At 31.6% G+C, this 13,399-nt stretch carries 14 protein-coding genes and 1 tRNA gene; 7 read left to right on the plus strand and 8 right to left on the minus strand.

Features of this window, described 5'->3' with window-relative positions; all coding sequences use genetic code 11:
* The first annotated feature begins 43 nt into the window (after positions 1 to 43).
* Positions 44 to 460, plus strand: a complete 417-nt coding sequence (locus ES724_RS01100; protein WP_146928398.1) for a hypothetical protein — start codon at positions 44 to 46, stop codon at positions 458 to 460.
* 8 nt (positions 461 to 468) lie between these two features.
* Here the strand turns inward: ES724_RS01100 and ES724_RS16440 are convergent, their stop codons facing one another.
* From ES724_RS16440 to ES724_RS01115, 4 genes are all read right to left on the minus strand, one after another.
* The gene (locus ES724_RS16440; protein ID WP_170249828.1) at positions 469 to 618 is read right to left on the minus strand and encodes a hypothetical protein; all 150 of its coding nucleotides are present in this window, start codon (positions 616 to 618) and stop codon (positions 469 to 471) included.
* A 38-nt stretch (positions 619 to 656) separates the two neighbouring features.
* A complete protein-coding gene (gene feoB, locus ES724_RS01105) occupies positions 657 to 2,756 on the minus strand; it encodes a ferrous iron transport protein B (RefSeq protein WP_146928400.1) in 2,100 nt (699 codons plus the stop codon).
* A 4-nt stretch (positions 2,757 to 2,760) separates the two neighbouring features.
* Complete coding sequence (locus tag ES724_RS01110) at positions 2,761 to 2,988, minus strand: FeoA family protein (protein ID WP_026837059.1); 228 nt, start codon at positions 2,986 to 2,988, stop codon at positions 2,761 to 2,763.
* A gap of 82 nt (positions 2,989 to 3,070) precedes the next feature.
* On the minus strand, positions 3,071 to 3,739 hold the full coding sequence (locus ES724_RS01115; RefSeq protein ID WP_146928402.1) for an SCO family protein: 669 nt from the start codon (positions 3,737 to 3,739) through the stop codon (positions 3,071 to 3,073).
* 155 nt (positions 3,740 to 3,894) lie between these two features.
* On the opposite strand from ES724_RS01115, the gene rseP reads away from it, so the two are divergent.
* The 3 genes from rseP to ES724_RS01130 all read left to right on the plus strand — a co-directional run bounded on the left by rseP (position 3,895) and on the right by ES724_RS01130 (position 6,912).
* Positions 3,895 to 5,211, plus strand: coding sequence for an RIP metalloprotease RseP (gene rseP, locus ES724_RS01120; protein WP_146928977.1), 1,317 nt, complete (start codon positions 3,895 to 3,897; stop codon positions 5,209 to 5,211).
* Between the two features lie 199 nt (positions 5,212 to 5,410).
* Positions 5,411 to 5,484: transfer RNA gene (locus tag ES724_RS01125), tRNA-Asn, on the plus strand.
* Between the two features lie 228 nt (positions 5,485 to 5,712).
* Positions 5,713 to 6,912, plus strand: coding sequence for a site-specific integrase (locus ES724_RS01130; RefSeq protein ID WP_146928404.1), 1,200 nt, complete (start codon positions 5,713 to 5,715; stop codon positions 6,910 to 6,912).
* Positions 6,913 to 6,959: 47 nt separating this feature from the next.
* On the opposite strand, the gene ES724_RS01135 is transcribed toward ES724_RS01130, so the two are convergent.
* Positions 6,960 to 7,193 (minus strand): helix-turn-helix domain-containing protein, encoded by a 234-nt coding sequence (locus ES724_RS01135; protein ID WP_146928407.1) that lies wholly within the window; start codon positions 7,191 to 7,193, stop codon positions 6,960 to 6,962.
* A 78-nt stretch (positions 7,194 to 7,271) separates the two neighbouring features.
* Between ES724_RS01135 and ES724_RS01140 the strand changes: the two genes are divergently transcribed.
* The 3 genes from ES724_RS01140 (at position 7,272) to ES724_RS01150 (ending at position 9,196) form a co-directional block, all read left to right on the plus strand.
* Complete coding sequence (locus ES724_RS01140; protein ID WP_146928410.1) at positions 7,272 to 7,730, plus strand: hypothetical protein; 459 nt, start codon at positions 7,272 to 7,274, stop codon at positions 7,728 to 7,730.
* A 10-nt stretch (positions 7,731 to 7,740) separates the two neighbouring features.
* Positions 7,741 to 8,568, plus strand: coding sequence for a hypothetical protein (locus ES724_RS01145; RefSeq protein ID WP_146928413.1), 828 nt, complete (start codon positions 7,741 to 7,743; stop codon positions 8,566 to 8,568).
* Between the two features lie 133 nt (positions 8,569 to 8,701).
* Positions 8,702 to 9,196 (plus strand): BAR domain-containing protein, encoded by a 495-nt coding sequence (locus ES724_RS01150; RefSeq protein WP_146928416.1) that lies wholly within the window; start codon positions 8,702 to 8,704, stop codon positions 9,194 to 9,196.
* Positions 9,197 to 9,405: 209 nt separating this feature from the next.
* On the opposite strand, the gene ES724_RS01155 is transcribed toward ES724_RS01150, so the two are convergent.
* From ES724_RS01155 to ES724_RS01165, 3 genes are all read right to left on the minus strand, one after another.
* Positions 9,406 to 10,422, minus strand: coding sequence for a phospholipase D-like domain-containing protein (locus ES724_RS01155; protein WP_146928419.1), 1,017 nt, complete (start codon positions 10,420 to 10,422; stop codon positions 9,406 to 9,408).
* 148 nt (positions 10,423 to 10,570) lie between these two features.
* A complete protein-coding gene (locus tag ES724_RS01160) occupies positions 10,571 to 12,310 on the minus strand; it encodes a hypothetical protein (RefSeq protein WP_146928422.1) in 1,740 nt (579 codons plus the stop codon).
* Positions 12,300 to 13,397, minus strand: coding sequence for a dsDNA nuclease domain-containing protein (locus ES724_RS01165; RefSeq protein ID WP_146928425.1), 1,098 nt, complete (start codon positions 13,395 to 13,397; stop codon positions 12,300 to 12,302). The genes ES724_RS01160 and ES724_RS01165 overlap by 11 nt, the downstream gene beginning before the upstream one ends.
* Positions 13,398 to 13,399: the final 2 nt, after the last annotated feature.

Raw genomic sequence — 13,399 nt, forward strand, 5'->3', positions numbered from 1 at the left:
GCAACAGCCAGTTTTAATTACAGTCTTTAAAATAAAATTGGTTATGAAATATTGTTTGGTTCTTGTGTTTTCTTTGATAATGGTTTCTTCATATGCTCAAGAAAACGATTCTATTGTTCAATTTTATGCAGAAATTAATGCTAGTGAGCTGTTCTCTTTTGAAAACAAATCTATTCAGTTCAAAAAAGTGATCTCAGATTCAAGATGTCCCAAAGATGTTACCTGTGTTTGGGCCGGAGAAGCGAAAGTAATGCTCGCTATTCTAGAAAACGGAAAACTAATTGAAGAGAAAATAGTAACGCTAAATGCCCAAAACAAAATTGATCTTAGCTTTTTAGGTCTGGAAGATATTTATTCTTTAAAAGCTCTAGATCTAATTCCTTATCCAGTTTCTAGTCATAAAATTAAAGATTCAGAATACTGTCTAAAAATTCAATTGAATAAAAAGGTAGAAAAATAAATCAGGAATTAGCTGCATCCACAACCTGAAACGCCACATTCTTTCTCAGATTCCTTTTTACTTTTTAAAAAGGCTGGCTTCCACACAAATTTTGTGATCACATATCCAACAGAGATCAAAAAGGTGATAAATACTAGTATGTTTTGTAATACGTCCATAATACTTATTTAAGTCGGTTTATATTTAAATTCTTACACTATTTTAAAAGCTGAAAAGCAATTAATGCCACTACGTAGGCAAATGCGCTCATAATTACCAGTTGTAAAATGGGCCATTTCCAACTGTTTGTTTCTTTTTTCACAATTGCTAAGGTGCTCATACATTGCATGGCAAAGGCATAGAATAATAATAAACTTATTCCGCTGGCAAAAGTGAATAATGGGCCACCTAAGATGGGATTCACTTCTGCAGCCATTCTATTCTTAATGGTTTCTTGCTCATCGCTTCCCACGCTATAGATAGTTGCTAAGGTTCCTACAAAAACCTCACGAGCTGCAAAAGAACTCACAATAGCAATTCCTATTTTCCAGTCGTAACCTAAAGGTGTTACTGCAGGTTCAATCCCTCTTCCGAGAATTCCTATATAAGAATGCTCCAATTTATAAGAGGCTATTTCTTCTTCTAAATCAGAATCTAGATCAGCTTCAGCATTATAGGTAGAAGTTACAATTTCTTCAGCATTATTAAAAGAATCTCCAGGCCCATAACTTGCTAAAACCCATAATATAATGGAGATAGCAAGTATTATTTTCCCCGCACCAAGTACAAAAGACTTTGTTTTCTCTACCACATTGATCGCTACATTCTTGACCATTGGTAGCTTATAGTTAGGCATTTCAATCACAAAATAGCTTTTACTCTTTATCTTCAAAATCTTGTTGAGAATCCAAGCGGAAACAAGGGCTGTACCAAAACCAAGTAGGTACAAGAGCATTAATGTTAATCCTTGTAAATTAAAGCCTAGGAAACTTTCGTCTGGGATTACCAAAGCAATTATAATTAAATAAACAGGTAGTCGAGCGGAGCATGTTGTAAAAGGAACCACCAGAATGGTGATAAGTCGCTCTTTCCAATTTTCGATGTTCCTTGCGGCCATTACAGCTGGAATTGCACATGCGGTACCAGATACTAAAGGCACTACACTTTTGCCGCTAAGTCCAAACCTTCGCATAATTCTATCCATCAAGAAAACCACTCGGCTCATATAGCCGCTTTCTTCTAGTAAGGATATAAAGAAGAATAAAAACGCGATCTGCGGAATAAAAATTACAATTCCGCCTAGTCCCGGAATAATTCCTTCAGAAATAAGATTGGTAAAAGGTCCCGCGGGCATCATGTTTTTTGTCCATTCGCTTAATGATGCAAATGTGGAATCTATAAAATCCATAGGGTAGCTGGACCAATTATAGATAGCCTGAAAAATGAGTAACAAGACCATAAAAAAGATCACATATCCCCAAACTCGGTGGGTTAAGATCCTATCTAATCTAATTCTAAGGTCCGTTGCAGATTTTAGATCTACTTTTAAACCTTCTTTCAATAATCCATTTATAAACTGATACCTTAGAATGGTTTCTTTTTGCTGAAGCCTTTTAAGGTCACTATTGCTTTTAGTGTGAAAGCTATTACCATTATCTAAAGAATGTCTGTTTACATTCCCAAAATTTACATCTTGTGTGATAACTAACCAGAGTTTGTATAAAGACTGATTTGGAAATGCCTTTCTTAATCTTCCAAAATACTCAGGGTCCATAATGGAGGCATGCAAGCAAGGTTCAGTAGAAATTTGGCGGTAATTAAGGATCATTTCTTTTAGTTCCTCTATTCCGGTATTTTTTCTGGCACTTACAAGTGCGATCTTTGTATTTAATTTAGCTTCTAAAATGCCAATATCCAATGATATTCCTTTACGCACCATTCTATCTGCCATATTGATAACAAGAATGGTAGGTATTTCAAGGTCTTTTATTTGGGTAAATAGAAGTAGATTTCTTTTAAGGTTTTCTACATCGCTTATTACGACTGCAACGTCTGGGAAGTCCCTATCGTTTTTATTCAATAAGAGTTCTATAACCACATTCTCATCTAAGGAAGATGCATTTAAACTGTAGGTTCCGGGGAGATCTAAAATATGTGCTTTTAAGCCTCGGGGAAGTTTACAGACTCCCGATTTTTTCTCTACCGTAATTCCCGGGTAGTTCCCAACTTGCTGGTTTAAACCAGTAAGTTGATTGAAAACAGAAGTTTTACCAGTATTTGGGTTTCCAATTAACGAAACATTAATCTGTTTCCCCATAGTATTATATTAATTCTATTTCTATAAGCAACGCAGTCTCTTTGCGAATTGCCAAATGGCTCCCGTTAATGTTCAAATACATAGGATCTCTAAAAGGGGCGGTTTGCACCAACTCTACTAAATTTCCTGGTAAGCAGCCCATTTCTAAGAGTTTCAAAGGAATTTTATCTACGATAAATTCTTTGATGATCCCTCGTTGACCACGCTGTAAATGAGCAACAGTTAGCTTCATTATTATTTAGATTGATTTTAAACAAGGCAAAAATAACTTAAAAAAAAGTCTTAGAAAAGTTTAGGAAGAAAAAGTATAATCGCTAGTATTCAGCTTTTAAAATTTCAATATCATCCAAGAGATCATCTATAGCTTCTGCATTGGTGCCATCATAAAAACCACGGATTCTTTTCTCTTTGTCTACCAGGATAAAGTTTTCGGTATGTATCATATCGTAAGGGCCGCCATCCCCATCACTTTTAGTGGCTAGATAAGACTTTCTTGCCAATTCATAGATCTGCTTTTTATCCCCCGTAACTAAATTCCATTTAGCATCATTCACTCCTTTTTCCAAGGCATACTTTTTAAGCTGAGGCACACTGTCTGCCACTGGAATTACAGTGTGAGAAAGCAATAGCACATCTGGATCGTCTTTTAAACGTTCCTGAATATCTAGCATATGCCCAGTCATGATTGGGCAAATTGTAAGGCAGGTTGTAAAGAAGAAATCTGCTACGTAAATTTTGTCCTTATAAGTGTCTTGCGTGATTGTTTCTCCATTCTGATTCTGTAGATTGAAGTCGGCAATCTTGTGATATTTCCTCACAAACTGAACCGTAGTATCTACTAATTCTGAATTCACCATATCTGGTTGAAAGACAGGTAATTTTTTCTCCGGTTTCAGCAAAGTATAAATGCTAGAAATAATTATAATTGAAAGAATTGCCATCACTATGGCAAGGGGCTTGTATTTAGAGAAAAACTGAAGCATTAGAAATGATTTAATACAAAATTAAAGCCTTCTAACTAAATACGTGCAAGGGAAGTACTAAAATTTTTTAGGCGGACATTTCAGTAGCTATTTATACTTTTTTAGGAGCTATTAAAAGGTTACTTTTGTGCGATTTCAAATTTGAAGCAGAGAGAATGGATCCATTTTTAATAAAAGCAATACAGTTACTTCTTAGTTTATCCTTATTAATCGTTTTACACGAGTTTGGACACTTTATACCAGCCAAGTTATTTAAAACCAGAGTAGAGAAATTCTACTTGTTTTTCGATGTGAAGTTTGCGCTTTTCAAGAAAAAAATAGGTGGAACCGAATATGGATTAGGTTGGTTACCACTTGGTGGATATGTAAAAATATCCGGAATGATAGATGAGAGTATGGACAAGGAGCAAATGGCGCTTCCTCCAAAGCCTTGGGAATTTAGAAGTAAGCCGGCTTGGCAACGTTTAATTATTATGTTGGGTGGAGTTACTGTTAACTTGGTTCTTGGTTTCCTTATTTATATGATGGTATTATTTGTTTGGGGAAGCTCTTTTGTAGGTCCAGACGATATGCCACAAGGATTTGCTGTTGCAGACGAGTTCAAGGAATTTGGATTTGAAGATGGAGATAGAATACTTTCTGTTAACGGAGAGGAATTCCAAAACAGTGTAGAGGTAAACAGATTCCTGTTTATGCGTGATGTCAAAAATATCACCGTAATTCATCAATCGGGAGAAGAAGAAACAATTTCTATTCCTGAAGATATAGGTTCTAAAATGTTTCAAGAAGGGGTGATGCAACCTTTCGTGCCTATTCAAAATGCAGTTTTGGATACGGTTGTTGCAGACCTTGCAGCATCTAAAGCAGGATTGAAGAAAGGAGATAGTTTGATCTCTATAAATAAGCAGGAAATTGGATACTGGCACGAATTAGCGCCAATCACTGCTGAAAACAAAGAAAAAGAAGTAGAAGTTGTCTTTAAAAGAGATGGAGATATTATGAGCGTAATGGTAACTCCAGATGAAGATGGAATGCTTGGCGTTTCTTCAAGGCGTGATTTTAATGTACAAACCAGAGAATATGATTTTGGTGAAAGTATTGAAGAAGGCTTTAGTTATGGGTATTGGACACTTCATGACTATGTAGCACAATTTAAATATGTATTTACTGCTAAAGGGGCAACTCAGGTTGGTGGTTTTGGGGCAATTGGAGGCTTGTTCCCGGATGCTTGGGACTGGAAAGGCTTCTGGTTGGCAACGGCTTTAATTTCTATCATATTAGCGTTCATGAATATCTTGCCAATTCCAGCATTAGATGGTGGACATGTGGTGTTCTTGCTTTATGAGATTATTTCAGGAAAAACTCCGAATGAGAAATTCATGGAATATGCTCAAATGTTTGGGTTCTTTTTATTGATCGCATTGGTATTGTTTGCTAATGGAAACGATTTATATCGCTGGTTGTTCGAATAATAGCTATCTAGTAAAAAGTAGCCAAAAATTTTTATCAAAAATTAGCAAAAAAAAGTCGTTTTTTGTTTTGTAGGCATTTAAAAATTGATTTATATTTGCAACCGCAAAAGAGAAATATTTAAGTCTCTACTGCAGGTCCAGATTAAGAGTTAGGATCTTTAAAAAGAAAAACGTTCTTAAAGAATTATAAAGTACAGTTTCCTCCTTAGCTCAGTTGGTTAGAGCATCTGACTGTTAATCAGAGGGTCCTTGGTTCGAGCCCAAGAGGAGGAGCAAATTAAGTAAACCAGTCTTTAACGAGGCTGGTTTTTTTGCTTTATAGCCACCGCTATAACAGGATCTATAACATTTTTCCTGTTTTGTATAAAAAACTAAAAATATCAGATTTGGGTTCCTATACCCAAAATAAGGTGTAGAAAAAGGTTCCCACTTTTAAAATCTGGGTTCCCATTTTTTCATATCCGAGAGTATGCCAATTGTTTAACTTAAAAACCAATTGGTATGAATCAATCAAAACTATCAATTTTATTTGTTGCCAATCTGGCAAAGCTAAACCGTAAAGGTCTATGCCCATTAAAATGTAGAATTACATTTGATAAGAAACGTAAAGAATTTGCATCTGGTTTTATGGTAGACCCAAAGAAGTGGAATTCTAAATTACAATTGCAGAAAGACTCCTCATTACTAAATTCCAATATAGAGGTAATTCGCAGTAAACTTCAAAAATCATATATCTCAGTACAGCTAGAAAACGACATTTTTACTGTGGAGGATATTGCTCTAAAATATTTTAATAAACCTGAGCAGAATAAAGTTTACTTAATTTCATTTTATAACATCTATTTAAAGAAATTAAATTCCTTAATTGGTAAGGAGTTAAAGGAGTCCACTTACAAAAAGTTTGAATACATTAGAAATGATCTTAAAAAGTTTATTCGTGCTAAATTTCAAAAGAATGATATTTTACTAGAAGAATTAAAACTTCATTTTTTAGAAGATTTTGATCATTACTTAAAAATTGAGAAGGGACATAAGCAAATAACTATTAATAAGGCTTTACAACGTCTCAGAAGGGTAGTTAGAGTAGCTTTTGCGGAAGGTTTAATCACTTCTGATCCTTTCATGCTTCATAAGTCAAAAAGGGCTAAAAAGGAGCTGACATTTCTTAGTGAATTGGAATTGGAAAAATTAGAAACTTATGAGTTTCAACTACCTCGCTTGGAGTTAGTACGAGATCTTTTTATTTTTTGTTGCTATACTGGGTTAGCCTACCGTGAAATGAAAGAATTACATAAAATTAATATCATCAAAAATTTCGATGGTGAATTATGGATAAAGATTAAACGGGAAAAAACAGGGAAGATGATATCAGTACCTCTTTTAGTAAAACCTAAAAAAATCATTAAAAAATATTCTAGTGACAAAGAGTTGATATTTCCCTCATACAGCAATCAAAAGATTAATGCATATTTGAAGGAGATTGCCGTAATTATAGGGATCGAACTTAATCTGACTCACCATGTTGCGAGAAGAACCTTTGCTACAACCGTTCTACTATTTAATGATGTGTCTATCGAAATAGTTAGTGAATTGTTAGGGCATTCTAGTATTCAAATAACTCAAGATTATTATGGAAAGATTTTACAAAAAAAAGTAGGAATGGAAATGAGTAAGCTTTCTGTAAAATTGGATAAAAATTAAATGAGACGTCCAGTTTTATATTGGACTTTTTATTAATTTACCTATATTTAGTTTTTAATTAGGTTAAATAATTCCTGAATATCTACCCGTAATGCTCTAGAGATAGCATTTACATTCCCTACAGATGTGTTTATTATCCCTCTTTCAATTCTACTGATTTGAGAGATTTCTATGCCAATATCGTTGGCTAATTGCGATTGGGTAAATCCTTTGGATTTTCTAGCCTTTCTAAGGTTTTTACCAAATGCTATTAAAAACTCTTTTTCATTTAAATATTCCACAAATTAAAAGTCGTGGAGCTGCACCTTTATATTATAGGCATATTTGCCTATTTTTAACTAATTAATCAATCTTAATACATGGAATTAAAAAAAGCATACCCCAATTACGTCCAAGCTATGAATCAAATGAAGGACACTACAGATTTAACTCAGTGTAAAAGCTCTTCTAATGTTCTCTCACATGGTATGTCCTACGTTGTTTACGGTAATAAATTAGGAGATATTTACATAGACCTCAATAAACATGAAGATTTTGTATATGTTTCATTTGCAACATTTAAAGGGCTAATTGAAAAAGCTAAAACAACTGGCGATAAAATCTATGAAGATTTAGATGTCAGCGAATGGAAGAGTGTAATCGCAGGAGTTATGAATAAACACAATGCTAATCCTAAACATGCCCAACTTGTAATGGATTTTACCAGAAAAAAAGTTAATACCCCAAGAAAGAATTTTCAAAGCAAAAAGTCTGGTTGTATTCTAACACTAATTATTTTAATAATACCTATTCTCACCTATTCAAAAATCAATTTATAAATAATCAAATATGAAAGTAGCAAATTACTCATGGTGGATTGGCGCCATTATTTCTCCAATATTAACTGTTGCTTTAACAGGAGGCTCCAATGATGACGATATTGGAATGTTAATTTTAGTAGGAGTTGTAAATGGAGTTTTTTGGGGTTGGCTAATAGGCTTTTTGATTGATAAAGCTAGAGGAAACCCAAAAGAGACAAAACCTACACCCACTACAAAAAAGACTTACCAAACCCCTCCAATAACTAAAGAGGTTGAAATTAATAAATCAAATTCTGAAACTGATAGAAATGAATTTGCAGAAATTCTCTATGAATTTAGCATGAATCAAAAAGCTCTAGGATCTTTAGAGAAGATTAAAAGCGCTGACACTACTCTATATTTTAACGAGTTCTTGAAGTTGCTGAAGGAGTTTGTGAGTTCTAAAACAGGTGTTAATCTTATAATAGAGGATTATACTTGTATCTTTAAATCTCTTACCACTTCATTAAAACCAATTACTGTTGAACTTGATAAAAATAGAGGTAAGCTATTATTTATTTCTAATAATTTGGGAGATGTTTTCAAAAATCATGAAGGGAGTGTGATTTGTAGTAACAATTTTATAATTCTGGGTATTGAAGAGGATAGTTTATCAAGATGGCTATTTATGCATCTGTCTGGAAGAATTCATGAGCCCAAACTGTTTATACTGACAGACAATGATATTTTAGATTGTGGTACGTTACCAGATGCTAGTTTTCAAACAGTATTTAATGAATTAGATAGACGATTAGAAAGAACGCCTTCTAATGCAGATTGGGATAACTTGATGGACGAATTTTATAACAAAATATAGAACTTATACTCTCCCATATATTTATATGTATGGGGGATTTTTTGACTTAAAGAGCTAACGTCAACTTGTCAAGTTTTTTTACAATAATTAATTGCTTAACCTTTCAAATAAGCTAAAATTTTAATCCATCATTATGAAAAAAATATTATTACTTGGAATTTTATTTCCTTTTATTGCCATTAGTCAAACTGATAATAAAATAGAAGGACTAACTATTAATACACCTTGTGAGCTAGAATATACACGTAATTTGGGAAATCAAAATAATTACAGTTGTGTATTACAAAATATTGATGAAACAATATTTCAATATTCTGTAACAGTTCAAAACTTATTTGAAGAAATGAATAATTTTCAAGGAAAACAGTTGCAGAGCTTTAAGAATAGCTTTTTACAAGCTGCAAAGCAGAATGCTATTTCAAATGGAGAAAGTACGGAATCAATAATCTTAGCAAATGGTCAAAAGGCATTAAAAATTAAATCCTATTTAACCTACTCAGGAAATAAGTTTAATAATACTTCAATTGTATTCCTTTATAAGCAAAAAAGTTTTATAGTTAATTTAACCACTAATGACTTAAATAGTGTAGAATTAAAACAACTTAATAATAGAATAAAAATCAAATAGATTATATTAAAAAATCAGAAATATTAAACCCTCTATTATTTTGTAGAGGGTATTTTTTTGACTTTTAATTTGACATCTTGACGTCAGGTTTTCTATTATAAAATTAGTGATAAAAGTATTTTTTAATGTTGCCACTTTTTCTTTGATGACTAAAATAGGACATTTCCTCAAATTGTACGCTATTTGCTTCTAATTGATGTTGGCTGAACTTAATTGTACAAATCTAATATGATGCGATCATTTAAAAATGGCATGAAATTATTGGCCCATATATAATCCTCTTTAATTAAATCAATATTGTCGTTTATTATCTTTTCTAATTCTGATTTAGAAAATGTTTGTTCAAATTTTCTTTTGTAAAATAACTTAATAGCAATTTCATTTTTTAAAGCATCATCCGAATATTGATCGTAATCAATGTCAACCTCATGGTAAAGGGAGTATTCATTTAGTATTGAAAGGTTGAAATTGTTTATCTCATTAGTTTGGAAATTAATTATTGTTTCCTTCTTTACAGGGAGTGAAAATTCTTGAGAAAAGTTAGAATCAATATCTTTCATAGAAATTTTATATTTCTTTTGATTCTTCAACTCGTTATGATGAATATATTTTGGGTTAAAAATTAACCCTGGCCGATAATATATTTCATCATATATACCATTGGGGTAAGTATAGCAAGCTCCAATTTCAATTTTATCTTTTATCTTATTTAAAGTTTTTTTGTTAAAAGGGTAATATGTCGAAATAATTCTATTTGCAAACTCAAAATTCTCAAATAGTATTTCAATATTTTGGTCTATATAATTGTCAACTGTAAAAAATTTAAATATTCTTGTAAAGTATGATGCAATTTCTTTACTCTCGAGAATTACTATTGTTTCTTTATTTTTAGATGCTCTTTTGGTATAATTATATGATCCAATTATAATTTTTTGATTATCAATTATTGAAAACTTATTATGGTTGAAGCCCTTAAATTTTTGTTTCCTAACCTTGATTCCTTCTTTATATAATATTGCTGAAAATCTTTCAAAAAAGTATTTTTCATTTGTGAAATTATCATCTACTAAAATCTCTATTTCAATATTTTTATATCTTTTTATATCAATTAGGGAATTAATAATCATTGGACTAGTAAACCAGGCAACAACAATTATAATTGATTCTTTAGCAGAATCAAATTTATCAATTATTACGTTTTCAATATTTTCAGAAAATGCTAACATTAAATTGAGGGAATTGTTAAATAGCTACTAATAAAAACAAAAATTTATCTTTTTAGATAAATATAGGTTATCTATTAATAGATTTGTGCTTGACAGGAAAAACTTGACAACTTGACAACTTGACGTCAACTTTTAAATATTTTTCCTTCTAATCAGTTTCAATAAGAAGATCAAAGGTTTCATTTAGATATTCATCAAACTTGCTTTCATGATCGCTAAGAAAAGCTCTTTCAAGTTTATTATTACCAATACAAATTAAATTAGCTTTTCCATTAAAGTACTTTGTATTATAATCGTTAACTGAGATTTTATTTTTCTTGGAATCTGCTATGGAAACAAAGAGTTGTGTATCTGTAGGTTTATATTTACCTATAAACTTGAGTATAATATCTTTACTATCAGCTTCTAAATCTCCTTCGAAAATGGCATCCAACAAAAATGGAAACCTGTGAATTCCTTCAGTATCTTTTATTAAATTATTAAATGCGAAATTATAAGCTAGAAGTGTTTTCAATAATTCCACTCCTTGCCGAGGAAAGGCAGGAATTTCATAGAGTCTTAAAAACCTATGATCGTCAAATTCTTTAACCTTCAGTTCTTTTAAATTCCTCTTGAATAAAGTACGGAAAACTGAACTATTTAATTTTCTTTCATCTTCAATTTCATCATCAGTTTTAAATATTTCTAATTTTTTTTCTATTTCCTTTAACTCTATTGTTTTCTCACCGATTTTAGAAGTTACATTGCTTGAAAATTGAATGTTTACTTTATTCTCGATCCAGGTATTAAGTGATAAATCGTTTAGGTTATAGTTTTCTAAAGTAGCGTAATCTTTGGCAATAATCTCCTTATACTTTGCAATATCTCTATTCAGTGAATTGATTTTGCCAGATGTGGTTTTGAGCTTATTTATCACTCGTTTATTCTCTTCAATTTGATCCTCTGTATCTAAATAATCTTGATGATATTCATAAATTTTTTCTAAACTTTCAGGTAATTCCTGATGACAAGTTGGACAATCATCTTCGATTGGATCTTGATTTTTAAGTGCCTTTCTCACTCTAAAAAGAACATTTTTTCTATTTTCAAGCAATGCTAGCTTATTGTGGGTTATGAGATAATCTTTTTCTAATACAATAAGAGCTTCTTTATTTTCTTTGTAAATCTTCAAATAATCTAAAGACTTAGTTACATATTTTTCATCTTTAAGTTTTGACAACTTAATTTCAAGATCTTGGCTTTCAATATTGGTTAGAAATTCAATTTCATTTTTAAGTTTTTCTTTAGCTTTATCTAATTCATTTTTTTGGTTTCTATCGTAGTCGTTTACAATTCCTAAGTAGTAATCAAAAAAGTCTCTTTTGAAATTTTTGATAAAATCTAGTCCTCTAAAAGATTTATGACGATAAACCCATCCCACATCCTGAGCGATATAATATGGAAGAAACATAGCTTCGATTGGTGCCTGTTGATACTTCCCAGAACTCTCCAAATGGAGATTAAAATCAAATATTTCTCCTAAATAATGTTTTAAAGATTTATGTTCTTCGGATCTATTACCGCTAATTCCAATAAATTTCTTCCTGGGTTTATTTTCTCTTGAAATTATAATGGTCTCATCTTCTCTTACTATAGTAATATTTTCAGCTGTATTTGAATGTAGTATGATATCAATTCTGAATATCACATTCTCCTTTAATAGATCCGAAAGTTTTCCTTTCTCGTCATTAATTCCGAAGGTGTAAAGCAAAGCATGAATTAAAGTACTTTTTCCAGAAGTGTTCTTTCCATAAATTATGTTGCTTCCATTTATGAATTCTGTATAAAAAGATTTATGTTTTTCTTCTGAATAAGCGAAAAATCTTTTAAACTCTAATTTATTGTTCATTATTCTTTTGTTTATGAATTGCTTCGAAATATGCAGCGTAAATAGTTGCCTTCAGATTAAGATCATCAAAAGGAATAGACGTCTCAGATCTTATCATATCAAACAATTCCTTTACATTTTCTTCTTCTTGCGTTGTAATACATTTGAGATAATTTTCTTTCACAAATTTTAAAACTCTTTGATGTTGGACTTGTTCCAAACTTTTGAACAAGTCGAATGCTGATTCAAAACTCATCTTAAATTGATCCCTTTCAAAGGGTTTAATGTTTAAAATCCGTGAAATAGATTTTGATTCATCTCTCCAAAAGTCAAATGCCTTAGATTGTGTAGTTATCAGACTGAAAACTTTATTAATATCATCACTATGAACCCTTTTTGATTTATCTAATAGTTTCGCAGTGTTACCTTGGTTGTAAATTGTTTCAATGTTTCTAAATAGATGTAAAATTGTTATTAGGGCAGCTCTTGGATTAGAAACTGAATCTTCAAAAACTTCTTCTATCTTTCCTATCAGCTGATTTTGTTGTTCTTTGTCTGTACGAGTGAGAACAATATAATGAAAATGTAAATTATGTAATTCACCTTCCAACTCTGTTGTAAAATTACCACTAAGATCTTCTTTAAGTTTAGATCTAATTTTATCTTTTAACTTGTCATCAAGGCTCTTATAAGCAACAGAAAGACTCTCCTCATCAATCGAAATATTAATCGCTCCTTCCTTTAATTTAATGGAGGAATTTGATGAAAAAAATAAACAGTGGGAATAATCTTCAGATTTGGGAATAGAGTCATTTATTAGATTTACTCCCGTGCTTAAAAGCTTCCCAATAATAGCAGACATTTCTTGGTTTATTGTCCACTTATCAGGTGACTTTTTCTTGGATTGGTAAGCCTCAATGTAAGCCACATCTTCTTTGTCATCAAGGAAAACGAAAAGAAAATCATCGTGGTGTTCCAAGCATATAAAAAATTTTTCATCTCTAAATTTAGAATGGTAGTTTTCCATTAAAAGATACAAGGCTGAATTTCGTTGTAGTGCAAAGCCATTTTCGGCTCTTGGTCCTGCATTGAGAGATGGATCTTTCAAAG

It is taken from the genome of Gillisia hiemivivida (genome assembly GCF_007997295.1).
Lineage (GTDB): Bacteria > Bacteroidota > Bacteroidia > Flavobacteriales > Flavobacteriaceae > Gillisia > Gillisia hiemivivida.